Here is a 23,033-nt window from a genome sequence, read left to right as displayed (position 1 = left end):
ATTTCATGACCGTGATCAGTAATTTTGCCTCGTCGCTCGGCTTTCCGCTCATCACCTCGTGGGTGCCGGGTCCGGTTGATCCAGGTGACGCCCCCGTCGTCGTGAGCGCGACCGAGTACACCGCGCAACACCGCAGGGACGCACCCGGAATCGCAGTTCGCGGATTGCGGATGCGGGAAGGCTGGTACGCCATGCCGGGCGCCGTCGGCCTCTGGTTGTGGAGCCTGCCGACCGCGAGCAGGTCGGGATCGATCTCGGTTTGGACGAATGCTGAAGCCCTGCAGCGGTTCGTCGGGCTACCTCATCACGTCCGGATCATGCAGCGCTACGGCGACCGCGGTGACGTACGGTCCACCACGTGGGACGCCGCGTCCTTCGATCCCGCGGCGACCGTTGCGCGGGCGCGCGACTGGATCATGCAACGTCAGAGCGTCGGCATTGACAACTGACGTGGTCACCCGCCACCCGTGACTCTGGGCGAAGATGGTCCGATGAGCGCGCCCAAGACCGCGAAGGTGGGACCCGGACGGCCCGCGGGCATCGACAGCGGCGACACCCGTCAACGGGTTGTCGACGCCGCCTGCCGGTGCTTTGCCCAGTTCGGCTACGGACCCGCCACTAACAACCAGATCGCCGAGATGGCCGGTGTGACAGCGGGTTCGGTCTACTACCACTTCGGTACGAAGAACAATCTGTTCGAGGCGGTGTGCGATGACGTCTACGGCAAGATCCTGGCCAGCGCCGCACCGGCAATGTCTGGGCCGCGGTCGATGCACGAACTGCTGCGCGCGGCGCTGACCGAATCGATACGGATCAACCGCGAGTATCCCGAACTGGCCGGCTTCGTCGCCACGGCGCCGATCGATGCGCGTCGGCACCAGGAGTTGACCGCAGCCTTCGTGAAGCAGGGCGCACGGATGACCGACGCGCTCGCACGCTCCGTCGTCGAGGGGCAGCGGGGCGGGTTGATCTCGGCCGATCTCGACCCGGTTCAGGTGGCGCGGGTGATCGGCGCGATCGTCGACGGATTCGCCCACGCGGCGGCGGTGACCGAACCGAGTGAAATGGACGGCGTCAACCGGTTGTTCGAATCGCTGCTCCTGAACGCGGCAACCGGCAGGCGCTCGGCCACGAAATCCGGCTGATCACCGGGTTGCGGACCGCAGTGGTCAGATGGTCCGAAGGTCAGAGCGCGCCAATCACCCAGGCGATCTGGGCGCCGGCGATCGCCGGAACCTGGTCGAGGGCAAGGTGTTCCGAATCGTAAGCGCCGTTTTCGGGTCGTCCGTCGCAAGTGCGTGCACCGCGAGGAACGCGTCCGTATAGATGCGCGCCCGCGGTGAGAAGCGGCTGGATGCCTCGTCGATCAGGCGTTTGGCTTCGGCGGGGGAGCCAAGGGCCCGCAGGCGGGCGCGGTCCTAGCGGGTGAGCGAGACGAGCTCCTCGCAGAACTTCACGGACTCGGCGGTATCGGTGGCCAGCGGGTGTACCAGCATCGTGGTCACCCCGGCTTCGGCGTAGGCGGCGAGGCGTTCCTTGACGAATCCCTTCGGCCCGACCAGCGACACGTTGCGCACCAGATCGTCGGGCACGGCTGCGATGGCCTCGGCCTTCTTGCCGGCCAGGAACAGGTCCTGGATGTGGTCGGCAACCTCGCCGTAGCCGTACCGGGTGGCCAGCTTGTGGTAGAAGTTCTGCCCGCGTGCGCCCATGCCGCCGATGTACAGCGCCAGTTGGGGTTTCGCCCAGGCGAGCCGATCGTCGACATCGTCGCCGATGGCCAGGCTGGCGCTGACCATGACATCCAGCGGTCCCAGCGCCGGATCGCGCTTGGCGGCCCCGGCGCGCAGTGCGTCGCCCCACACGTCGTCGGCCTTCTCCGGGAGGTAGAACACCGGTTGCCAGCCCTCGGCGATCTCGGCGGTCAGCTCGACGTTCTTGGGCCCCAGTGCGGCGATCGTGATCGGAATACGCTCACGGACAGGGTGATTGATCAGGTGCAGCGACTTGCCCAGCCCGGTGCCGCGGTCGGCTGGCAGTGGCAGCTGGTAGTACTTGCCGTCGTAGTCGAGGTTCTCGCGGCGCCACACCTTCCGGCAGATCTCGACGACCTCGCGGGTGCGGCCGAGCGGTGCGTCGAACGGCACGCCGTGGAAGCCCTCCATCACTTGCGGGCCCGAGGTGCCGATGCCGAGGCGGAACCGGCCGTCGGACACGTAGTCCACCCCGGCCGCGCTCATGGCCATCAGGGCCGGTGTGCGCGTGTAGATCGGGACCACACCGGTGCCGAGCTCCATGGTGGAGGTCTTGGCGGCCAGGTAACCCAGCTGGCTGATCGCGTCGTAGGAGTACGCCTCCGCGACCAGGGCGATGTCGACGCCCACCTTCTCCAGTTCGACGACTTGGTCGGCTGCCTCTTTGAAGCCGCCCGCATAACTCAGGAAGATGCCAGTGCGCATCGCTGGAGTGTAGCAACCCAACCAGTTGGTTGGGTTGGTGACCGTTCCTTGCCGGGAGTGCGCGTGGCTCCAGGGGAGAGCGCGAAATTCTCTGCAACCCGTCCGATCCGTGCGGCGGTGCTTGCACGCAAGGGGTCGTTCTATCCATTAATTCCATATGAGCGAGGGCGATTGGTGAGAACCCACAGGGTGCGCAACATAAATCGGCACCCGTCGCCTGACCAACTCATTCCGCTCCCTCGCCTTGCAGTGCTTGGTCTAAGCTGTGCCGCCCCGCTGATCCGACGCCTACTAACTGCCTCGTTGGCCGAGCGGGTCGGGTCCGTACGTTTTGCGGCCACCAGAACCAGCGACCCATCAGCGCGGCGATAGTTGGCGTCATGAAGGACCGCACCACCAGGGTGTCGAAGAGTAGGCCGAGGCCGATTGTGGTTCCCACCTGCGCCATTACCCGCAGATCGCTCACCGCGAATGTCATCATGGTGAAGGCGAACACCAGACCCGCCGATGTCACCACGCTGCCGGTGCCGGCCATCGAGCGGATGATGCCCGTCTTCAACCCCGCCGCGCGCTCCTCCTTGAAGCGAGCCACTAGAAGTAGGTTGTAGTCCGACCCGACGGCTAGCAGGATGATCACCGACATGCCCAGGACCATCCAGTGCAACTGCAGTCCAATGACGTGTTGCCAGATGAGTACGGACAACCCGAACGAAGCAGCCAGCGAGAGCAACACCGTGCCGACGATCACCAAAGCGGCGATGACTGCACGGGTGATGATCAGCATGATGACGAAGATCAGACAGAGGGCGGATACCGCAGCGATCATCAGGTCGTATGTGGTGCCCTCTTGCATGTCCTTGTAGGTGGCCGCGGTGCCGCCGAGGTAGATCTTCGAAGTTTCCATCGGTGTGCCCTTGATGGCCTCGAACGCGGCGTTCTTGATCTGGGCGACGTGAGTGATGCCTTCGGGGGTCGCCGGATCTCCCTGATGGGAGATTATGAAGCGCACTGCCTTTCCGTCTGGCGACACGAACTGCGTTAGGCCCCGCTTGAAGTCGGGGTTGTCGAAGACCTCAGGTGGTAGGTAGAACGAATCGTCGATCTTGGACTTGTCGAACGCCTGGCCCATCGCGTTCGTCTGATCTTGCTGATCTTGCTGGTCTTGCAAACCCTTTTGCGTCGCGTAGTTGGTCAGGATGCGCTGTCGGTTTGCTTCCTGGCTGGCGATTTGGGGCGGAAGCAGGGCATTCAGCTTCGCTTGGGTGGCAGCAAGCTTGTCCAAACTTGCGGTGATAGTTCCGAACTGGTCGGAGAGTTGGCTGATGCCGTCGATGGCGTCGAACACCGATCGCATTGCGGCGCAGGAGGGGATGTCGAAGCAGTGAGGTTCCCAGTAGAAGTAGTTGCGCAGCGGCCGGAAGAAGTCGTCGAAGTTGGCGATCTTGTCGCGTAAGCCGTTCACGATCGGAACGATGTCGCGAAAGGCGGTGGTCTGCTCATTTTGGGCTGCCGCGTTCTGCTTCTGCAGCTCCATTTGTTGTCTCAGGATGTCGATCGTCTTGGAGATGTCATCGGCCTGGGTCAGAAGGTCCGCGGTGCGGCCCTCCGAATACGACTGGTTTAGCTGTTGGGTGACGCCCTGCATGCCGATTTGGTACGGGATCGAGGTGTGTTCAATCGGGGTGCCCAGTGGGCGTGTGATCGTCTGCACCCGTGCGATGCCGGGAAGGTGGAAGACGGCCTTGGCGATCCGGTCGACGATGAGCATGTCCGCAGAATTGCGAAGGTCATGGTCGGCTCGGAGCAGGAGCATTTCGGGATTGAGGCGGGCCTGGGAGAAGTGTCGGTCCGCTGCCGCGTAACCCTCGTTGGCCTCGATGTCTGCCGGCAGGTAAGCGCGATCGTTGTAGCTGGTCGTGTAGGACGGTAGAGCAAGCAGGCCGATCAGGGAGACCGCAATGGACGCCACCAGAATTGGGCCGGGCCAGCGGACTACAGCCGTGCCCACCCGGCGCCAGCCGCGGGTGCTCGCGGTGCGTTTAGGGTCCAGTAGCCCGAATCGGCTTGCCACAGTCAGCAGGGCCGGCGCCATGGTGAGCGCCGCCACTGTTACGACGAGCATGCCGATCGCCAAGGGCACACCCATGGTCTGGAAGTACGGCAATCGGGTGAAACTGAGGCAGAACGTCGCTCCGGAGATCGTCAGGCCCGAGCCTAGGATGACGTGGGCAGTCCCTCGGTACGTTGTGTAGTAGGCGGTTTCGCGGTTTTCGCCCGCTCGACGTGCTTCGTGATACCGGCCGATGAGAAAGATCGCGTAGTCGGTGCCCGCAGCGATCGCGAGCAAGGTCAGCAGGTTGACCGCGAACGTGGAGAGCCCGATCACTTCGTGGTAACCCAGAAATGCCACGACGCCCCGGGTGACCATCAGCTCAAACATCACCATGAACAGGACTAGAACCACAGTGATGATGGAACGGTAGACAAGCAGCAACATCAACACGATGACCCCAATGGTCACTGCTGTAACCAGTTGCAGGCTCTTGTCTCCCGCGTCCTGCTGGGCCGAGGCCATCGGACCTGGTCCGGTGACGAAGACCTTCAAGCCCGGCGGCGGCTGAGTAGCGCCCACCACGTTCTTCACCGCTTGAGCGGACTCATTGGCCAACGTCTCACCCTGGTTACCGGCGAGGTAAAGCTGCACGTAGGTCGCCTTACCATCGGGGCTCTGCGCGCCCCCCGCGGTCAGAGGATCACCCCAAAAGTCTTGGACGTGCTCGACATGCGTGGTGTCGGCTTCGAGCTTCTTGATCAGGTCGTCGTAGTAGCGATGCGCTTCCTCGCCGAGTGGTTTCTCGCTCTCCAGCACGATCATCGCCGAGCTATTGGAGGTGAACTCCTCAAAGACCTTGCCCGCCAGCATCGTTGCCTGTAGCGACGGCGCATCGTCTGGAGCCAAGGACACCGCGTGCTCCTGGCCGACGACCTCCAACTGGGGTACAACGACGTTGACAACAGCGGTTAGCACTAGCCATACCAGCAATACCGGCACGCAGAACAGGCGAAGGAACCTGGGAATGGCAGGGGGGTTGGCAACACGGTCGTCGCTCATGCGGACTTCACCAAGCAGAAGGTCTGAGCGCTCACGCCGACGGATGTGTTCTCATCCTTTACTTCTTCGTTGACGGTGATCCGGCAGCCGATACTGTCCCCGTCGCCCTGGGCGACGATCGTGACACTCGCCGCGGGCGCGGTGGTGCTGAGGGTGACCGACCAGGGCAGGGGAGCATCCCTCACCCTCCGCGGCTTGGCGTCTAGATCGAGATAATTGATGGTCGCCACGGCGCCTTCCTTCCCGAAGATCTCGTACGTCACAACTTTGGGGTTGAACGGCTCTGGGTCTTCGGCGAGCCCAGCGCCGGGGCGGGTGACCTCGTTGTCCGACCCGAACATGCCGTGCATGCGATAGACCACGAATCCTGATATCGCGACGACCACGACAATGAGTAGCGGAATCCACGCCCGCTTGACGAGGCTCGTCACCGAACGCCTCGGCGGGCACTTGCGTGGTCGGACCTGTCGATCGCGATGAATTCCCCAGTGCGACTTCCTGGTTCGCCGATGCCGTCCGTCGGCGGCCAGGCGAGTGTCATCTGCTGTTCTCCTCGCTCGAAAGCGGGGGAGCGGTGCGAGCCTGCACGGCAATAGGAGCCGCGTTGGTGTCGGCGATGGCGAGGTTGGCGGCCATGTGTGAGGCAGCGAGGGCGCCTGCCGCTGCAGCTGCGCCGACCTGCGCGGCCAGATCAGTGGCATTGCCGGCGACCCACACACCGGGCACGTCGGTGGTTCCTGCCATGCCGGTAACGAAGCTGCGGCCCATACCGCCCGGCAGATCCGCCATTGGCAGCTGCAAGCCCTCGAGGCCATCAGTGCGGGCCTGCATCCGAGTGAGTACCGACACGATGCGTCGCGAGACGATTTGGCCGTCGGTGAGCTGCACACCCGTAATGCCCGTCTCGTCGGACCGGATCTTCTCCACTGGGGCGTCGACAACGCGGATACCGCGGGCAGCGAATCGAGCGCGGGTGTCCTCGTCTAGGTCGGTGCCGCGAGTGAAGTAAACGAGGTCCTCGGTCAACTGGCGGAACAGCTGCGCGTGAAGGATTGATCCCGGGCCCACCGCCAAGACGCCGATGGGTTCATCGCGTACCTCCCACCCGTGGCAGAACGGGCAGTGCACGACGTCGTTACCCCAGTGCGGGGCCAGTCCAGGGATGTCTAGGAGTGTGTCTTGCAGTCCGGTGGCGACCAGCACGCGGCGCGTCCGTACGGATCGACTGTCGGAGAGCGTGATGGTGAAGCGCGGATCTCCCTCCACAGAAGGCACGTCCCGGGCAGCGGAGGTCACCTCGCCGGCCATGACTCGCCCGCCGTAGCTCCGAACCTCCTCGCGGCCGCGGCGCAGCAGTTCCGCCGGCGGTGTGCCGTCCAGGCCGAGCAGGGCGTGCACGCCCTCGGCGGGCGCATTGCGGGGAGTGCCGCTGTCAATCACGACGACCGATCGGCGCAAGCGGGCCAGCATCATTGCGCCACTGAGGCCTGCGGCCCCGCCGCCGATCACCACGGCGTCAACCACGTCACCCGGCAGTAGATCTATTGCTCTGTCGGCAGTTGTCACAGCGCCGTCCCACCCTTTTCCGTCGTGTTAATTGGAGTCCAGACCGGTCACCGGTCGGTATGGGATGAGCGTAGGCACGTCTTGCTGTATCGGCATATGCTCATGCTTATGAAGCAAGAAAGTGGGGATCTGGACAGCCTGGTGCGCAAACGCATCCGTGCCCTGCGGGTTGCGCAGGGTTGGTCCTTGGATGAGTTGGCCGCCCGAGCACGACTTAGTCCGTCGTCGCTCAGTCGCATCGAGACCGGCTCACGGCGCCTCGCCTTGGACCAACTCGTCACGCTCGCTCGAGCACTGGACACTTCCCTGGACCAGCTGGTCGAGACCGAGACCGACGACGTCATCTCCCACCCGACAACCGATGCGGCCAACGGGATAATGCGGTGGCCGATCAAGGCGAATTCCGGCATGACCGTGGTACGCGCGCGCATGACGAACCCGCCCCCGGAGAATCCCGCACGCATGCGTGCTCACCCGGGGCAAGAGTGGCTCGTCGTCCTGTCCGGCACCGCGGTGCTGATGCTGGGCCATCGTCGGTTGCGCGTGGAGACCAACGAGGCCGCCGAATTTCCCACCATGCTGCCGCATGCGATCGGTGCCGAGGGTGGACCGTGCGAGATCTTGGGCATCTTCGACCGCGACGCGCGCCGGGCGCACCAATCCGACAAGGAGATGGCCGCAGAGGACCACCGGCCAGGGTGACCGGCTCGTCCGCACGTATTCGCGAATACTTGCGCATTCGTCCGCTCGAACAACCTCCGCCTTGCCGTCTACGCAAGGTGTGGTGCGTGAAGCGCATACTCGACTTACCGTCGAGGCATGACGTTATCCGCGCACGACGGCGGCGCACATAGCCCAGATAGTTGTGGAATTCAGTGCCAGGCGGAGATTCTCGACCTCGACGCGGAACTACTCTCCGGGCACACCGCATCTCTCACCGCTTGGCTGCCCGTCAAAGCAAGCCCCCGTCAGATCCTGGACTTAGGCTGCGGGACCGGCACGGGCACCTTCGCCCTGCTCGCACGGTTCCCCGAGGCGCACGTGACTGCCGTTGACTCGTCGGTCAGTCACCTGTACCGCGTGCGAGAAAAAGCCTGCGAAGCTGGAGTGGCTGACCGCGTGAGTATTGTCCAGGCGGATCTCAACGCGACATGGCCGAACCTCGGCGAACCTGACTTGGTGTGGATATCGGCCGCCCTGCACCACATGGCCGATCCCGACGACACGTTGCGCCGGGTTCATGAAACTCTCGCCCCCGGCGGACTCTTCGCCGTTGTTGAACCTGTCGGCTTCCCCCGGTTTCTGCCCGACGATGCCCCTGTGGGTCAACCCGGACTAGAGACGCGCTGCCACACCGCGATTGACCGTGAGAACGCCGGCCGATTACCCCACCGAGGCGCCGACTGGGCACCCAGGCTCACCGCTGCCGGATTCATCGTCGAAGGTGAACGCACGATCACCGTCAACATCGAGCATTCCCACTTCGAGGCAGTCGGTCGCTACGCACTCCTCAGTCTCCGCAGCATGCGCAGGGCCGCGGCCGACGTGCTCTCGGTCGATGACCTCATTGCGATGGATCAATTGCTCGATATCGAGGGCCCGCACAGTATTTTGGGGCGCGATGACCTTGCCGTACGCACTGAGCGTGCCGTGTGGGTCGCACGCCGTACATGAGCGCCGAGAGAGCGCTTGCTCACCCGGCAGAGCCCCAACTGCCGCCACAAGTTGTCCACCGGATACAACGTGTGTGTTCTACGTGTGGCGAGCCGAAATTTGTGCTGTGCGATTGAATCCACGAGTCTTCCTTCATGACTGTCGGTTGTCGAATCGCTTGACTGGGCGCCGACTAAAGGAATTTGCCGAAGCGACGCTCTGTCGTTGGCGCGACCATCCTCCGCAGAACCAAGATGCAAGATCTGCAACGAAGATGGACTAGCCTCTGCGACACGGCCGTTTTGGGTCACAGTAGCCATGTGTCTTGTCAATGTTCGCAGCATCTCGCCGGCGGTGCGGCCGCGAGTTTGGGCCGAGCTGTCGGTTCGTACGGCGGACCGCCCAGTACACGACCACGGACATCGCGCCGATTAGTGGATAGCCCATGGCGATCCGGGCAAAGGCCAGCCAGCCGGTGAAGCCGCCTTCGTAAAGCCATTGCTGTACAACGAATCGCGCGGAGAACAAGGCCACGAATGCGAGCGTGGCAACGTCGAATGCGCGTAGTGCGACGGTGTCGGCGCGCCATGACGGATCGGGCCCGGCGCTACGCAGCAGGTTCCATATCACTCCGACCAAGGGGCGCCGCAACAAGAGCGATACGGAGAACGCGGCCGCCATCGCCAGGCTGAGCCAGATCCCAGGCAAAAAGTAGTCTTCTGCGGACCCGGTGTAATAGGCGATCAGCGCGGCGACGATGACCCCGAGATGACGCCCCGCGCGGAAAATGTTTCGCGGACAAGACGATCGGCGATGCGATGAGCGACCTGTACAGCCCGGCGCAGCTCGACGTGCTGCGCCGGGCGGGGGAGATCGTACGCGGTTTAACCACCTAGGCCCGGCATCGGCAACGTCATGAGCCGGTAGCCCGGCGGCTCGGTGCCGTGCAGGTGCCGGACGAAGTAATCCCAGGTGCGGCGCAGGAAGTAGTGCTGCCGGCCGAGCAGTGCGTGCTCGGCGCCGGGGATCATGATCAGGTCGAAATCCTTGTCCGCCTTGATGAGAGCGTCGACCAACCGCATCGTCATGTAGGGGTGTGCGTTGTCATCGAGTTCGCCGTGGATGAGCAGCAGCTTGCCCGTCAGGTTCGCGGCGAGGGTGGTGTTCGAGATGGCGCGCTTGCCGTCCTCGCTGACATCACCGTGGTAGTGCTCGGCCCACATGGCCAGGTTGACGGCGTTGTCGTGGTTGCCGGACGTCGCGACGGCCACGTGATAGGAATCCGGATACATCAGGATCGCGCGGGCGGCGGCGAACGCGCCCGCAGACTGTCCGGTGATACCGACCCGGTCGGTGTCCAACCACGGGTAACGGTGCCCCAGTCCGCGGATCGCGGCGATGTGGTCGTCAAGCGCTCCGGCGTTGCCGAGGTCGCCGTAGGAGTAGTCCTGAAAAGCCTTGCTGCGCCCGGCCGTACCCCGCCCGTCGATCGCGATTGCTGCGAACCCGAGCGCCGCGAAGGCCTCGGGCTCGCCCTGGTGCGGCGGGTCGAACGATGGTCCGGCACGGTAGATCTGCGGTCCTGGATAGATGTGTTCGACGATCGGGTAGCGCTGCTGCGGGTCAAAGCAGTGGGGGCGCCAGAGCAGACCGTAGATCGGGGTCTTGCCGTCGGCGCCGGTGACCCGGAACCGTTCCGGTGGCTGCCACCCGAGGGCCTCCAGCGCGGCGGTGTCCGGGGATTCGAGTTCTACGAGTTCGTTTCCGTCACCGTCGAGGACGACCGAACGCGGCGGCAGCCTCGGCGACGATGCTCGATCGACGAGGTAGCCGCCTTCGGGTGGGGTCACCGGATCGTGATCCAGATCGTCGTCGGTGAGCCGGGTGAACCCGGCGCCGTCCAGATCGATCCGGCAGATCTGGCGCAGGTAAGGATCATGCTCGACAAGACCGGAGGCGACGAACCATAGTTGTCTGCGATCTTCATCTACCCAGAGCAGAGAGCGAACCAGCCACTGCCCCTGGGTGATCCGGGTGACCTCCCGGCCGTCGGCCGAATAGAGATAGAGATGGCCCCAACCGTCGCGTTGGGACCACCACACGATCTCGCCGGACGTCAGCACCCGCACCAGGTGCGGCTCACCCAGCTGTGGTGACGGGTCGACGCGGGTTTCGCCGGTCTCCCTGATCAAGATGTCTACTTCTCCGGTGGCAGGGTCGAGACGGCGCAGTTCCAAGGTCCGTGCGTCGCGTGAGTGGTGCAGGAAGTGCACCGTGTTCTTGTCTGTCCACCACGCGTACACCAGAGCGGTGTTGTGCATGATCGGCGTGGGCTCGGTCTGCTGACGGATGACCTTCCGTTCGGCAACATCCAGCACGTTCCACGTCATGGTCGCCACCGAGTCCTCACCGGGCATGGTGTACCGGGTGCGGTGTTCGACGGGCCGACCGCCGTCGGCTGGGGCGGACTCGACGAGTACCAGCTCTGGGAGATCCCGTTGGTCGATGCGCTGCACCAAGATTCGGGTCGAGTCGGGTGACCAGTGCAGGATGGTCAACGGCGGCAGCCCGACTGCCCGCATCAACGCGCGACCTCCGGTGGTGTCGGGTAGGCCGCCGTAGTCGAACAGCGGTTCGGCGTCGTCGGTGAGCGCGAATTCCTGCTCCCCGGGGCGCCGGACCCAGATATCGCCCTCGCGCCGGAATGCCACCCAAGACTCGTCCGGTGACGGTCGTTCGTCGGGTGCATACGCCGCCGCGGCGCCGATACTCAGGCCCGTGTCGTCGGACCACTCCCAGCGCTCACCGAACGCGGTGAACCGCACCGTCGCGTCATCCCGGATGTCGACGGCGGTGATCGGCAGGTCGACCGCCTCCGCGGCATGGCCGGACGTGGCCGACAATGCCGATGCCAGCCGGTCATGGTCGAAAGCGTCCCGCCGGCTCTTCTCCACGGGGTTCACCACGACGTAGCGGGTGCCGATCCGGTACCAGAACCGGGTGCCGTCGGCGAGCCACTGCGGCTGTAGCGAGCTGCCGGGCACCCGGCGCGCACGGTAGGGGGCGAGCATCTGCTCGGCGCGGGCGTAGTCGGAATCCGTCAGCGTCGTGGGTTCATGCGTCACGTTGCCCATGACACACCCGGACGTAGCGGCATGGTCAAGTCCGGTTTGACCATGCCGCAACGGCACGGCTTTCTCTGGGGGCCATGCCTGTACTCGCCCTCGCCTATCTGAGCTCGCACTTCCTGAGCTTCCTCGGGAACGGGATCCTCGCCGTGGCTTTGCCGTTGATCGTTCTACAGACCACGAACAGCCCACTGAGCATGGGCGCGGTGTCGATGGCCACCGCAGTGCCTGCACTGGTTGTCGGCCTGTGCGCCGGCGTCGTCATCGATCGGGTCAACCGGCGCACCTGTTCGATCCTGTCCGACCTGATCTCCGCGGCCGCGGTGGCGGCGATCCCGGTGGTCGACGTGATATGCGGGCTGAACCTGGCATGGCTGATGGCATTCACCATCGTGGGTTCGTTCGGCGATGTTCCGGGCATGACGGCGCGCCAGGTGATGGTTCCAGCGGTCGCCCGGTACTCGGCTGTGCCGCTGGAACGACTGGTGGGGTTGCGGCAATCAATGACGTCGACGGCCCTGGTGATCGGTCCGGCCGCTGCGGGCACCCTGCTGTCGCTCTTCGACGGCAGCACCGTCCTGTTCGTGACGGCGGCGACCTCGGCCGCGGCCGCCGCGCTGAGCACCGTCCTACCCCGCCGTCTCGGTGCGGTGGACGACGTTGACGCCGAACGTGTTTCGCTGTGGGCGCAGGTCGCCGGCGGTGCTTCGGTGGTGCGGCAGAACCGGCTGCTCGCCGGCACGGTCGCGCTGACGGTCGGACTCGCCGTGGCGCTCGGCGGGCTGCAGGGCATGGTGCTGCCGTTGTACTTCAGTGTCCTCGCGCGACCGGACCTGCTCGGGTTCGTCCTGACGGCGCTGGCGATCGGAATGTTCATCGGCACAACGCTATTCGCAGCAGTCGGCAGGCGGCTGTCGCGCCGGTTCTGGATGGCGACGGCGCTGATCGGGACGACGGGCGGCTTCCTGCTCATGGCGACGCTCGGCTCTCCGGCGGCGGTGTTCACCGGTGGCGCCGTCCTTGGTCTCGCCAATTCGGCGCTGGGCGCAGTGCTGGGGGTGGTGCAGGCCGAACGGATCCCCGACACGGTCCGGGGTCGGGTGCTCAGTCTGCAGAACGCCTGCATTCAGGTCGCGGCCCCGGTAGGTATCGGGATGTGTGCGCTGATCGCCGAGTACAGGTCGGCCCCGGCGGCCGGAATCGGGGTCTTCCTGGTCTGGCTGGCGATCGCCGCCACAGTCGTGGTGTCGCGCTCGGTGGCGGATCTGGACGAGCGCTCAGACGAGCCGTCCGGAACTTCCGCGAAGCGGTAGCACCCGAAGTGGTGCTCCCGCCTTGACCAGCATCGCCCGCACGAGCAATGGGACTGCGATCCCGACGAGCGGTTTGAGCGCGAACAGCAGCATGGGTAGCCCGAAGCCCAGGTACGTCATGGTGGCCACTGGCCCTGCATGTTGAGCCGGCTGATTGGCGAGGTCTGCTTCGGCGTCGACGCGATCACTGAGTTCGATCGTGGGGTGGGGCATCAGATGCGGTCAACGTGCACCCCTCTGCCGCGGGGGCGCATGTTGGCACCCAGTAGAACGGCCGCACGTTCGTCCTCTGACATGCCGCCCCAGATCCCGAAACCTTCGCGAGACGCGAGTGCAAGATCGAGACAATCGCCTTTCACTGGGCAACTCGTGCAGATCTGTTTGGCCAGCAGATTCCGATGCCGCCGGGCATCGCCTCGTTCGCCGTCCGGATGGAAGAACATGTCGGGGTCGGCGCTTCGGCAGTTCGCAAGTCCTTGCCAATGCTCAGTGGTGCCGCGATGCTCGCGGGCGGGCGTATTCGTGAGGCCGATTGTTCTGTATCCGTTCACCGGAACTCCTCAGGAGCGTGCGCGTCGCCGACATTCCGGCGGTCTGCGCCGCAGGAATCTGCATGGGCTACAAGAATTCCCGCCCGCGCGCTGGCGATTCGAGGATGGCGAGTACGTGTTCGGAGCCGTATAGCAGCCCGTTATCTTTCGTAGAGGTACGAATTCCGTAATGCTGGCCTGGAATCGCCCGGCGAGCACCACTGTTAGAAGTTCCCTCCTGTGGGCTCGGCGATCTGCAGGATCTGCTTGCCGAAGTTCTTGCCGTCGAATAGGCGATTGAGGGTGTCGACTGCGTCGTCGACAGTGCCCTTCTGGACGTCCTCTGCCCAGACGATGTCCCCGGCGCGGATCCATGCCGTGAGTCGATCGGCGGCTTCGTCGAAGCGGTCCAGGAAGTCGGTGACGATGAACCCCGCCATGCTGGCGCTGCGCACTGTGATGGTTGACAGGTTGGTCGGGCCGTAGGCGGTAGCTTCGTCGGAGTAACCGCTGGAGATGCCTCCACACAGCACAACCCGGCCCCGCTGGGCGATGTTGCGGATACCGGCCTCCAAGATCTTGCCGGCAACGTTGTCGTAGAACAGGTTTACGCCCTGAGGTGCCAGCTCGGCGATGCGGCCGGCAACATCCTCGCTCTTGTAGTCGATCGCGGTGTCGAACCTGGCGGTTTCAGTGAGCCATTGGGCCTTGTCCGGCCCGCCGGCGAGTCCGATCGTGCGCGCGCCGGCCAGTCGCGCGATCTGGCCGGCCACTGATCCGGTGGCGCCGGCGGCGCCGGACACGAGCACGACGTCTCCGGGCCGGACCTGGCCGATCTCGATCATGCCGAAGTAGGCGGTGAGGCCTGTGGTGCCCAGTACGCCGAGTGCTCCCGTTGGGGCGACACCCTCTGGGACCTTGTGCGCCTTGGGTAGGGTTCCCGTGTTGCCGCCCACATGCTCAAGCGTTCCGATGGTGTCGGCCGCGGGAAAGCACAGTGCGTAGTCCTGCCAGCCGAAGTTACCGTGCACCAGGGTGCCTACTGGGAACGCGTCGTCGGTGCTGTCGACGATTTCGCCGACAGCGTGTCCGCGCATGACGTCGCCGAGCGCCACCGGTGGAGCGTAGGACGGCCCGTCGTTCATCCATCCGCGCTGGGCCGGGTCGAATGCCAACCAGAGCACCTTGACGACGACTTGGCCGGGTCCGGGCGAGGGCACTGACGCGGTGTCGACAGTGAAATCGGATTGCTTCAGGGTCCAGACGGGGCGGGTTGTCAGCAACATGCGGCGGTTCTTCCGGAAAGTCACGGAGGAGTCCTTTCGTTTGGAGTGGTGTTGGGCTAGCCGCGGATCTTGGCAGCGGCGTCGCCCCATTCGGTGTTGCGCAGTGTGGTCTTGAGTGTCTTGCCCGTTGAGGTTTTCGGTATCTCGGCGACGATCTGAACGTCGCGGGGTGCTTTGTAGCCGGCCAATCGGGTCTTGATGTGTTCGATCAGTTCGGTAGTTTTGACCTGAGCATGCGGGACGGTGACGACGAACGCTTTGGGCCGTTCGCCCCAGGTGGGGTCCGGTACGCCCACGACGGCGACGTCGAGCACTGCGGGATGCGACATCAACGCCTGCTCTACCTCGACCGAGGAGATGTTCTCACCGCCGGAGATGATGACGTCTTTGGCCCGATCGAACAATTGGACGTACCCGTCGGGATGGCGGACGCCGAGGTCACCGGAATGAAACCAGCCGCCTGCGAAGGCTTTTTCGGTGAGTTCGGGTTCCAGGTGGTAGCCCTTCATGACGACGTTGCCGCGCATGACGATCTCGCCCATCTCATTTCCGTCAGGGAGCACATCGACGAGTGGGTCTCCGGGCGCCGACGTCGTGCGTACCACCCGCATGTCCTCCGAACAGAGCATGCCGACGCCCTGGCGGGCCAGCCGGGCTGACAGCTCCTCGGAACCCAAAGTGTGCCAGTCGGATTGCATTTCGCAGATCGAGTAGGGGCCATAGGTTTCGGTGAGTCCGTAGACGTGTTTGACCGTCGCACCCAGTGCGCGCACCGCTTCGATGGTGTTCGGGCTGGGCGGCGCCCCGGCCGTAGTGATGGTGAGGCCGTGGCGCAGCTGGTGGGCTTCGGATGCGTTGGTCAAGGTGCTGAGGACGATCGGTGCACCGCTGAGGTGCGTGACGCCGTGCGCGTCGATCGCTTGCCACATCGCGTCGGCACGCACCGCCCGCAGGCTCACGTGCGTTCCGCCGGACGCGGTGACCGCCCAAGGGTGACACCAACCGTTGCAGTGGAACATCGGCAGTGTCCACAGGTACCGGGTCTCGGCACTGAAGCCGTTGTGCACGACTTGGTTGATTGTGTTTAGGTAGGCGCCCCGGTGGGTGTACATGACGCCTTTGGGTCGTCCGGTTGTGCCGGAGGTGTAATTGATAGTGATTGTGGCGGTCTCATCGGGCACCTGCCACGAAAGTGGCTCGTCACTACCTCGGTCCAGCAGCGCCGAGTAAGGAGTGGCCGCCCAGCTGTCGGGGTTGTCGCCATCGGCTTCGGGCAATTCCACGATTTCGTTCACGGTGCGGAAGTCATCCTGGCACAACCGGATTCGTTGTAGATGGGCGCCGTCGGCGATCAGCATCGCGGCTTCGGAATGGTCGCAGATGTACTGGATCTCCGGTGGTGCCAGCCGAGTGTTGACCGCTACGAGAACGTTGCCGGCCAGTGGAATTGCGAAGTGGGCGGCAAGCATCTCGGCGGAGTTGGTAGCCAGGTACGCGATCCGTTCGCCCGGCTCTATACCGGAAGCCCGCACCGCGTGCGCGAGTCGAGTCACGTGCGCGGCGAGGTCGGAATAGGTGAGGCGTCGATTGCCGTCGATCACGGCCACTTTGTTTGGGAACACTGCGGCGGAGCGATCGAGGAACCGCAATGGGCTCAGCGCGCTGTCGAGACCGGTCATCTTGTTCTGTTCCTTTCTGCCCGGGCTCAACACCGTGCGCCCGCTGCGGGGGATCGGTCTGCGCAGCTTCCGACGAAACCGCGCATCAGTCTCGCCGAGCGTTCGTCGGTGGGCCAGAGAATCTCGGGATGCCACTGGACCGCGACCAGCCTGGCGGCCTCGATCTCGAACGCCTCGACAAGCCCGTCCTCGGCTGTGGCGGACGCGCGAACACCCGGGGCGAGGGTGTCGAAACCCTGATGGTGGTAGCTGTTGACCGGGACGTGACCAGCTGTGCCGAGCCAAGAGGCCAACAACGTATCGGGGCGAATGTCCACGGTGTGCGCGGCGCCGTCGAGGTCAGCTTCGGTGGTGCGGTGCACCACTGAACCTGGCCGGTCGCGGGTCAGGTCGGCGAACAGAGTACCGCCGAGTGCTACGTTGGTCAGCTGCGCGCCGCGGCACACCGCCAGCACCGGGATGCCCTGGCGCAGTGCGATTTCGAGTGCAGTGACCTCGTTGTCGTCCAAAGCCCGCGGGCCGGGCTTGATCAGTGGGTCGGTGTTGGCGCCGCCGTACAGTTCGGGATTGACATCGGCACCGCCGAGTAAGACCAACCCGTCGACCATTCCGATGAGATGCTCAAGGTCGGTCCTCGGGTGCCGGCAGTCGATGGTCAACGGCGCGGCGCCGGCGGCCACAATGCCGCCCAGCATTGCCCGCCAATGGTGATAGTGCTGGAGCACCTGAAAATCCATCGTTACGGCTACAGCGGGCTGACGAGGATCGATCACTCCGGTTCCTTCCTGGCAACGGCCGGGCGTTCGTCGCGGACGCAAGGCGCGACCACGGTGTGACGATAGATAACAGCTAAAGGTCTAGTCAATAGTTCTTTAAGAAACGCGTACCGGGCTGTGGCGCCCATTGGTTCGCCGCCGCCGTGTGCTGCGCATCACGTTTATGGTCTAATGATCATCTCTTTAACCCAAAAAATCCATCGAAAGCGGCGAAAGGGTCGATGTGAACAGAGGTAAGAACCGCTCGGAGGCAACAGTTTCGCAGGACGGAAGTCCCCACACGCTGAAGCGCGGCGCCGTCGGCGTGGTGGGGGTGGTGTTCATGGTGGTTGCCTTCTCGGCGCCCATCTCCGCAATGACAGCCAACCTTCCGGTCGCTGTGGCATTCGGCAACGGCTCAGGGGCGCCAGCCGGCTTCATCATCGCCACCGTGGTACTGACCATCTTCAGCATCGGCTTCGTGGCGCTGGCGCGCCACATCACAGCCGCGGGCGCCTTCTACACGTTCGTCTCGCGAGGGTGGTCGCGCATCCCCGGCCTGGCTGCCGGTGTGATGTCGATGTTCGTCTACATGATCATGGAGGCGGGCGTCATCGGCGTGTTCTCCGCATTCGCGCAGCAGGCGGCATCCGGGTTTCTGTCGGTGGATATCCCGTGGTGGTGGTTCGGCTTCTTCGCAGTCACGGCCATCGCGTTGCTCTCCCACAAGGATGTGTCGTTGGCGGCCAAGGTTCTTGGCGTCGCACTGATCGCCGAAATTGCCATCCTCACCATCACTGCGGTATGCGGGCTGGTGCGGGGCAGCGGACCCGAATGGGGGTCGCTTATGCCCACTGCGGCACTGCACGCCAACGGGGTGGTTGATGGTGCCGTCGGGTTGGGGCTGCTGATGGCTTTCTGGTCGTGGGTGGGTTTCGAGGCCGCCGCGATCTACGGCGAGGAATCTACTGATCCCAAGCGCGTCGTGCCGAGGGCCACGCTGATTGCCGTCATCGGCATCGGCGTGTTCTACACATTCATCGCGTGGGCGGTGATCAGCGCTAGCGGCCCGGCACGATCCATCGAACTCGCGTCGGGCGACAGCCCTTTCGAGCTGTTGTACGCACCAGCGCGCGAGTATGTCGGCAGTTGGGCGGTGACGGTTTTCGAGCTGCTGGTGCTCGGCGGTACCTTCGCATGCGCGCTGTCCATCCACAACGCGGCCAGTCGATACTTGTTCGCCTTCGGGCGTGATCGCCTGCTGTGGCACCGGCTCGGGGCTGCGCATCCGCGTCACGGGTCACCGTGGATCGCCTCGCTCGTACAGTCGGCGTTCACGGTGTTGTTGCTGGTCATCGCGATCGCGACGAAGTCGGATCCTTACCTGATCTTGTTCACCCTGGTGGCGATCCTGGCCACACTGTGTCTGCTGGTTGTGCAGGTCATGTGCTCGATCGCGGTCATTACGTATTTCCACGTCAAGCGTCGTCACCCGGAGACGGCGGCGTGGTGGCGCACTCTGGTCTGCCCGGTCGTCGGTGGGCTCGGCATGGTGTTCGTGATCTACCTGATGGCCACCAATATGGCCACCGCAGCGGGAGTTGCCGCTGAATCGCCACCGTTCAAGGCGATTCCATGGATCGTGGTGGCGCTCCTGCTCGGCTCGATGGGGGTGGCCTGGTACCTGCGCAATGCAAAGCCGCTGATGTACGAGCGCATCGGTAGGACAGTGTTCGATGATGAGCGCGATGACTGCGCTGGCGACCGGGACGGCGGGGTCGGGGACCGGCCGATCGTGCTGGTGACCGAGCGAGACAGATAGTGGTGACTAGCGCCGGCGTAACCACGATTCGAGGGTGTGGCGCGTCGAGTTGATGTGCTCGGTCATCATGGCGGCCGCACGGTCCGCATCGCGATCCTCGATCGCGTCGACAATCACATCGTGGTAGTCGTTGGCGTTCGGTTCGATGTGGTGGAAGATCGCACCGACCGGCAGCCACATCGCCCGACGGGCTTGGACGACTGCATCGAAGAAGTACTCGTTGCGGCAAGATTCGGCGATCTTGAGGTGAAACGCCGAGTCTAGCGATTGCCACTCGGTGACCAGATGCGGTGAGTCTTCGCCCACCTGTGCCCGGGCGATATGTGTGTCCATCGCGGCCAGCATCTTCCGCAACTGGGTGACATCGGTGGCTCGACGCCGTTGGGCCGCCAGTCGGGCCGCACCAGATTCGACTACGACGCGGTAGTCGAAGGCATTGCCCAGTGAGACGCGATTCTCTCGCAGCGCCCGCCGGGCCGCAGCGTCGTCCCGGCGGGGTGCCAGGGCGGTAACACCGCCATTGCGTCCGCGACGCACAGAGACCAGGCCTTCCCGATCGAGAATTGTCATTGCCGCACGCAGCACAGTGCGGGAGACGTCGAGCATCTCTGTCAGTTCGCGTTCGGTCGGGAGTTTGTCGCCCGGCTTGAACCTGCCGAGTTCCAAGGCTCGACGGATCTGCTCAACCACCAGTTCGTGGGCAGGAATCTGCCGCACGCGGGTCAGTTCCATGCCTGCCGGGCTTGTCAACTTCAGGCCTCCTCTGTCTTCTACCTCGACTTTATCCGACGGCAACCGGCAAAACCGCATTTGAACTGCTCAATGGACCACATTGGTTATGGGCTGACGGGCGTCGTTAACCGGTTCCAAAAGGACTAAAGAGTTGACCTTTAGTTGTTTAAGGCGCAGACTGATGCGCAACGCCGAGCGCGTTCAGAAAGGAGATGGAATGGGAGACAAGGTCATCGTCACCGGCGGAGCAGGTGTGATCGGCCGCGCAATCTGTCGGCGACTGGTCGAGAGTGGCTACCAGCCGATCGCCGCGGACATTCCTAATGCGTTGCAGGGCAGCGAATTAGTTGCTGACCAGATTGGCACGGTGGCGATGGACGTCTCTGACCGGGCCGACATCGTCGAAGCCGTGGCATCAGTTTTGGCCGAGGGGGAGACGCTCGCCGGACTGGTGAATTGCGCAGGCATCCTGCGTGATTCGTTCCTGGGCGAGCTCGACGAGGCAAAGTTGGAGTTGATGTTCCAGGTGAACATCGCCGGTATGGCCCGGGTGACCGACGTGGTGGCCCCGCTCCTCGCCCAGGGCAGCGCGATCGTCAACATCGGCAGCTTGACCGGCCATTTCGGCAGGTTCCGCGGCGCCTCGGTTTACGGCGCCACCAAGGCCGGTATCGCGGCCTATACCCGCTACCTGGCCGAGGAGTTGGCGCCGCGAGGAATCCGGGTCAACAACATCGCGCCCGGGGTCATCCGCGCCCCGATGAGCCCGTCGATGGCCCGGGTGTCCGGCGGTGAAGAGGTCAGCGCGGGCTACGCGATGCTCAAGCGCATCGGGGAGCCCGAGGAGGTCGCAGAGGCGGTGGAGTTCATGCTGTCCCCGCGAGCTTCCTTCATCACTGCACAGACCCTGCTGGTCGACGGCGGTGTGGTGGCCTGGTGAGTACCGAGATCAGCACCGACGCCGATGCGGCCACGATCGATATCGAGGCAGCCAACGCCGAGGCCTTCGCCCGCCTGGATGCGGCCGATCCCTGGGTGATCGACGTGGCGCCCGCCCGCGAGGTGCTTCCCGGCTTCCGTGACAACCTCGTGCTTACCTCGGGTGCACCCATGCCCTGGCCGGCATACAGCGGCGGTCAGCGTGAAGCCCTCATCGGTGGCGCCCTATTCGAGGGGCTGGCCACCGATCGCGAAGACGCCATCGCCAAGTTCGACAGCGGCGTGATCGAGGTGGGCGGCTGCCACGACTACTCCGCGGTGGGCTCGCTGGCCGGCATCTACACCGCATCCATGCCGGTGTTCGTCGTGATGAACCGGACCCACGGCAATCTCGGATTCTGCAACTTCTACGAGGGCAAGGAGCCGCGGCGGCTCAACTACGGCTGCTACGACGACGGTGTGCGCGACCGGCTGCGTCATGTCAACGAGGTGCTGGCCCCCGTAGTCGGTGACGCGATCCGGCGCCAGGGCGGCGTCGCTCTCAAGCCATTGATCGCCCGCGCATTGCGGATGGGCGATGAGGTGCACAGCCGCAATGCGGCAGCCTCGATGCTGTTCAACCGGGAAATCCTGCCCGCGGTGCTGGACATGGTGCGCGAGGACATCGCCGGGGTGCGCGAGACCATGCTGCATTTGGCCGAGAACGACTACTTCTTCCTGCGGTTGTCGATGGCAGCAGCCAAGGCTTCCGCCGACGCCATGACCGTTGCCGGCTCCACCCTGGTCTCGGCGATGGCCTTTTCCTGCCGCGGTTTCGCGATCAGGCTGGCCGGGCTTGGCGACACGTGGTTCGAGGGCCCGCCGCCGATCCACCAGGGCAAGCTGTTCGACGGCCACACCGAAGACGAGATCACCTGGATGGGTGGGGAATCACCGATCACCGAGACCGTCGGACTCGGCGGGTTCGCTCAGGCCTGTGCACTGTCCCTGCAGGAGTACCAGGGCGGTGCACCCGAAGTGATGATCGAGCGCAACCGAGAGATGTATGCCATCGCCCACGGCGAGAACAGCACCTACCGGATACCGCTCTTCGCCTTCCGAGGCGCCCCGACCGGGATCGACGCGCGCAAGGTGCTCCAGACCGGGGTACTGCCGGCAATGGACGTCGGGCTGGCCGGGCGCGACGGCGGCCAGATCGGCGCCGGGGTGATTCGCGCACCACGGGAATGCTTCGCAGACGCCATGGCCGAGCACACACGCAGGTTCGGTGCATCATGAACGTGCGATCGACGACGTTGACCTACGGGGGCGCCAGCGCGGTGGTCACCGGCGCGGCATCCGGCATCGGAGCCGCGACGGTCGACCTGCTCGCGCACGCCGGAATCCGCACGCTGGCACTGGATCTGCGGGAACTGCGGCCGGCGCGCGCAGACAAGCTTGTGGTGACGGCGACGGTCGACGTACGGGACGCCGCAGCGGTGCGAGCGGCGCTATGGCGAGCCTTTCCCGACGGCCGGTTTGACTATCTGGTCAACTGCGCAGGTATCCCGGCACACACCGGGTTTCGTGGCGTTGACGCAGATCAGTGGCGGTCGGTTCTCGAGGTCAACCTGGTCGGTGCGTACAACGTGATCGATGCGAGTACTGAGCTGCTGGCCGCGGGTGACCCGGCTGCCGTCGTCAACATCACCTCGATGGAGGCCAGCCGGGTCATCGCGCTGACCAATCCCGACCCCAATCCGCACTACGCGGCGTCGAAGGCCGCGCTTGCGATGTTGACGCGCACCGCGGCCAGAGCGCTGGGCCCACAGATCCGGGTCAACAGCATCGCCCCGGGGTTCGTGGCTACTCCGATGGCTGCAGAGCACGGGGACACCTCGACGCTTCCACCCCAGTTGTCGGCGCGAACAGTCGCCGGTAGGTGGGCTCAACCCGATGAGATCGCCTCCGCCGTGGGCTTTCTCCTCAGCGACCAGGCCTCCTACATCACCGGAGCCGAGCTGTGCGTCGACGGGGGACTGGCACTGACGTGAGGCGTGCCTGAACCGTGCGACACCAG

The 23,033-nt window shown here is 64.5% G+C and carries 21 protein-coding genes; 9 read left to right on the top strand and 12 right to left on the bottom strand.

Annotated features, from left to right (window positions below; all coding sequences use genetic code 11):
* Window positions 1-5 precede the first annotated feature (5 nt).
* Both AB0I14_RS12070 and AB0I14_RS12065 read left to right on the top strand, forming a co-directional pair.
* Window positions 6-449, top strand: coding sequence for a hypothetical protein (locus AB0I14_RS12070; RefSeq protein WP_358020773.1), 444 nt, complete (start codon window positions 6-8; stop codon window positions 447-449).
* 42 nt (window positions 450-491) lie between these two features.
* The gene (locus tag AB0I14_RS12065; RefSeq protein WP_358020770.1) at window positions 492-1,145 is read left to right on the top strand and encodes a TetR/AcrR family transcriptional regulator; all 654 of its coding nucleotides are present in this window, start codon (window positions 492-494) and stop codon (window positions 1,143-1,145) included.
* 273 nt (window positions 1,146-1,418) lie between these two features.
* On the opposite strand, the gene AB0I14_RS12060 is transcribed toward AB0I14_RS12065, so the two are convergent.
* From AB0I14_RS12060 to AB0I14_RS12045, 4 genes are all read right to left on the bottom strand, one after another.
* Window positions 1,419-2,459, bottom strand: coding sequence for an LLM class F420-dependent oxidoreductase (locus AB0I14_RS12060; protein ID WP_358020767.1), 1,041 nt, complete (start codon window positions 2,457-2,459; stop codon window positions 1,419-1,421).
* Window positions 2,460-2,685: 226 nt separating this feature from the next.
* Window positions 2,686-5,571: an MMPL family transporter gene (locus AB0I14_RS12055; RefSeq protein ID WP_358020764.1), complete on the bottom strand. Its 2,886-nt coding sequence runs from the start codon at window positions 5,569-5,571 to the stop codon at window positions 2,686-2,688.
* Window positions 5,568-6,002: an MmpS family protein gene (locus tag AB0I14_RS12050; RefSeq protein ID WP_358020761.1), complete on the bottom strand. Its 435-nt coding sequence runs from the start codon at window positions 6,000-6,002 to the stop codon at window positions 5,568-5,570. The genes AB0I14_RS12055 and AB0I14_RS12050 overlap by 4 nt, the downstream gene beginning before the upstream one ends.
* A gap of 106 nt (window positions 6,003-6,108) precedes the next feature.
* Window positions 6,109-7,137 carry an NAD(P)/FAD-dependent oxidoreductase gene (locus AB0I14_RS12045; RefSeq protein WP_358020758.1) on the bottom strand — a complete coding sequence of 343 codons (1,029 nt, stop codon included), beginning with the start codon at window positions 7,135-7,137 and terminating at the stop codon, window positions 6,109-6,111.
* Window positions 7,138-7,245: 108 nt separating this feature from the next.
* On the opposite strand from AB0I14_RS12045, the gene AB0I14_RS12040 reads away from it, so the two are divergent.
* Together AB0I14_RS12040 and AB0I14_RS12035 are read left to right on the top strand one after the other, a co-directional pair.
* Window positions 7,246-7,839, top strand: coding sequence for an XRE family transcriptional regulator (locus AB0I14_RS12040; RefSeq protein ID WP_358020755.1), 594 nt, complete (start codon window positions 7,246-7,248; stop codon window positions 7,837-7,839).
* A 117-nt stretch (window positions 7,840-7,956) separates the two neighbouring features.
* Window positions 7,957-8,811, top strand: a complete 855-nt coding sequence (locus AB0I14_RS12035) for a class I SAM-dependent methyltransferase (protein ID WP_358020752.1) — start codon at window positions 7,957-7,959, stop codon at window positions 8,809-8,811.
* Window positions 8,812-9,069: 258 nt separating this feature from the next.
* Here AB0I14_RS12035 and AB0I14_RS12030 read toward each other — a convergent pair whose 3' ends face one another.
* Entirely contained in the window at window positions 9,070-9,498 is a 429-nt protein-coding gene (locus AB0I14_RS12030) for a DUF3159 domain-containing protein (protein ID WP_358020749.1), read from the bottom strand.
* 176 nt (window positions 9,499-9,674) lie between these two features.
* Entirely contained in the window at window positions 9,675-11,924 is a 2,250-nt protein-coding gene (locus AB0I14_RS12025) for a DPP IV N-terminal domain-containing protein (RefSeq protein ID WP_358020746.1), read from the bottom strand.
* A gap of 74 nt (window positions 11,925-11,998) precedes the next feature.
* Between AB0I14_RS12025 and AB0I14_RS12020 the strand changes: the two genes are divergently transcribed.
* A complete protein-coding gene (locus AB0I14_RS12020) occupies window positions 11,999-13,231 on the top strand; it encodes an MFS transporter (RefSeq protein WP_358020743.1) in 1,233 nt (410 codons plus the stop codon).
* Here AB0I14_RS12020 and AB0I14_RS12015 read toward each other — a convergent pair.
* The 5 genes from AB0I14_RS12015 to AB0I14_RS11995 form a co-directional block, all read right to left on the bottom strand.
* Window positions 13,196-13,360 carry a hypothetical protein gene (locus AB0I14_RS12015; protein ID WP_358020740.1) on the bottom strand — a complete coding sequence of 55 codons (165 nt, stop codon included), beginning with the start codon at window positions 13,358-13,360 and terminating at the stop codon, window positions 13,196-13,198. The two genes, AB0I14_RS12020 and AB0I14_RS12015, sit on opposite strands and share 36 nt — an antisense overlap.
* Window positions 13,361-13,443: 83 nt before the next feature.
* Window positions 13,444-13,782 (bottom strand): WhiB family transcriptional regulator, encoded by a 339-nt coding sequence (locus AB0I14_RS12010; RefSeq protein WP_358020737.1) that lies wholly within the window; start codon window positions 13,780-13,782, stop codon window positions 13,444-13,446.
* A 203-nt stretch (window positions 13,783-13,985) separates the two neighbouring features.
* The gene (locus AB0I14_RS12005) at window positions 13,986-15,047 is read right to left on the bottom strand and encodes an NADP-dependent oxidoreductase (protein ID WP_358020734.1); all 1,062 of its coding nucleotides are present in this window, start codon (window positions 15,045-15,047) and stop codon (window positions 13,986-13,988) included.
* 56 nt (window positions 15,048-15,103) lie between these two features.
* Entirely contained in the window at window positions 15,104-16,726 is a 1,623-nt protein-coding gene (locus AB0I14_RS12000; RefSeq protein WP_358020731.1) for an AMP-binding protein, read from the bottom strand.
* A 26-nt stretch (window positions 16,727-16,752) separates the two neighbouring features.
* Window positions 16,753-17,499 carry a gamma-glutamyl-gamma-aminobutyrate hydrolase family protein gene (locus tag AB0I14_RS11995; protein WP_358020728.1) on the bottom strand — a complete coding sequence of 249 codons (747 nt, stop codon included), beginning with the start codon at window positions 17,497-17,499 and terminating at the stop codon, window positions 16,753-16,755.
* Between the two features lie 226 nt (window positions 17,500-17,725).
* Here AB0I14_RS11995 and AB0I14_RS11990 point away from each other — a divergent pair, with 226 nt between their 5' ends.
* Window positions 17,726-19,303, top strand: coding sequence for an APC family permease (locus AB0I14_RS11990; protein WP_358020726.1), 1,578 nt, complete (start codon window positions 17,726-17,728; stop codon window positions 19,301-19,303).
* A gap of 6 nt (window positions 19,304-19,309) precedes the next feature.
* On the opposite strand, the gene AB0I14_RS11985 is transcribed toward AB0I14_RS11990, so the two are convergent.
* A complete protein-coding gene (locus AB0I14_RS11985; protein WP_358020723.1) occupies window positions 19,310-20,053 on the bottom strand; it encodes an FCD domain-containing protein in 744 nt (247 codons plus the stop codon).
* Window positions 20,054-20,252: 199 nt separating this feature from the next.
* Here AB0I14_RS11985 and AB0I14_RS11980 point away from each other — a divergent pair, with 199 nt between their 5' ends.
* Genes AB0I14_RS11980 through AB0I14_RS11970 form a run of 3 tightly spaced genes read left to right on the top strand, consistent with a single transcriptional unit; the run spans window position 20,253 to window position 23,007 of the window.
* Window positions 20,253-20,975, top strand: a complete 723-nt coding sequence (locus AB0I14_RS11980) for an SDR family oxidoreductase (protein ID WP_358020720.1) — start codon at window positions 20,253-20,255, stop codon at window positions 20,973-20,975.
* On the top strand, window positions 20,972-22,252 hold the full coding sequence (locus AB0I14_RS11975) for a DUF1116 domain-containing protein (protein ID WP_358020717.1): 1,281 nt from the start codon (window positions 20,972-20,974) through the stop codon (window positions 22,250-22,252). The genes AB0I14_RS11980 and AB0I14_RS11975 overlap by 4 nt, the downstream gene beginning before the upstream one ends.
* Window positions 22,249-23,007 (top strand): SDR family oxidoreductase, encoded by a 759-nt coding sequence (locus AB0I14_RS11970; RefSeq protein ID WP_358020714.1) that lies wholly within the window; start codon window positions 22,249-22,251, stop codon window positions 23,005-23,007. Before AB0I14_RS11975 ends, AB0I14_RS11970 begins: the two co-directional genes overlap by 4 nt.
* Window positions 23,008-23,033: the final 26 nt, after the last annotated feature.

Source organism: Mycobacterium sp. NPDC050441, from assembly GCF_040655355.1.
GTDB lineage: Bacteria > Actinomycetota > Actinomycetes > Mycobacteriales > Mycobacteriaceae > Mycobacterium.
Note: the sequence above shows the minus strand (reverse complement) of the source record. Positions and strands in the feature narration are given on the sequence as shown.

What these genes read in the sequence shown, in the direction of transcription:
- AB0I14_RS12035 (WP_358020752.1), top strand. Translation starts at nt 7,957, where the DNA reads ATGACGTTATCCGCGCACGACGGCGGCGCACATAGCCCAGATAGTTGT.
- AB0I14_RS11970 (WP_358020714.1), top strand. Translation starts at nt 22,249, where the DNA reads ATGAACGTGCGATCGACGACGTTGACCTACGGGGGCGCCAGCGCGGTG.
- AB0I14_RS12070 (WP_358020773.1), top strand. Translation starts at nt 6, where the DNA reads ATGACCGTGATCAGTAATTTTGCCTCGTCGCTCGGCTTTCCGCTCATC.
- AB0I14_RS12060 (WP_358020767.1), bottom strand. Translation starts at nt 2,459, where the DNA reads ATGCGCACTGGCATCTTCCTGAGTTATGCGGGCGGCTTCAAAGAGGCA.
- AB0I14_RS12040 (WP_358020755.1), top strand. Translation starts at nt 7,246, where the DNA reads ATGAAGCAAGAAAGTGGGGATCTGGACAGCCTGGTGCGCAAACGCATC.
- AB0I14_RS11980 (WP_358020720.1), top strand. Translation starts at nt 20,253, where the DNA reads ATGGGAGACAAGGTCATCGTCACCGGCGGAGCAGGTGTGATCGGCCGC.
- AB0I14_RS12020 (WP_358020743.1), top strand. Translation starts at nt 11,999, where the DNA reads ATGCCTGTACTCGCCCTCGCCTATCTGAGCTCGCACTTCCTGAGCTTC.
- AB0I14_RS12005 (WP_358020734.1), bottom strand. Translation starts at nt 15,047, where the DNA reads ATGTTGCTGACAACCCGCCCCGTCTGGACCCTGAAGCAATCCGATTTC.
- AB0I14_RS12065 (WP_358020770.1), top strand. Translation starts at nt 492, where the DNA reads ATGAGCGCGCCCAAGACCGCGAAGGTGGGACCCGGACGGCCCGCGGGC.
- AB0I14_RS12025 (WP_358020746.1), bottom strand. Translation starts at nt 11,924, where the DNA reads ATGGGCAACGTGACGCATGAACCCACGACGCTGACGGATTCCGACTAC.
- AB0I14_RS12055 (WP_358020764.1), bottom strand. Translation starts at nt 5,571, where the DNA reads ATGAGCGACGACCGTGTTGCCAACCCCCCTGCCATTCCCAGGTTCCTT.
- AB0I14_RS12000 (WP_358020731.1), bottom strand. Translation starts at nt 16,726, where the DNA reads ATGACCGGTCTCGACAGCGCGCTGAGCCCATTGCGGTTCCTCGATCGC.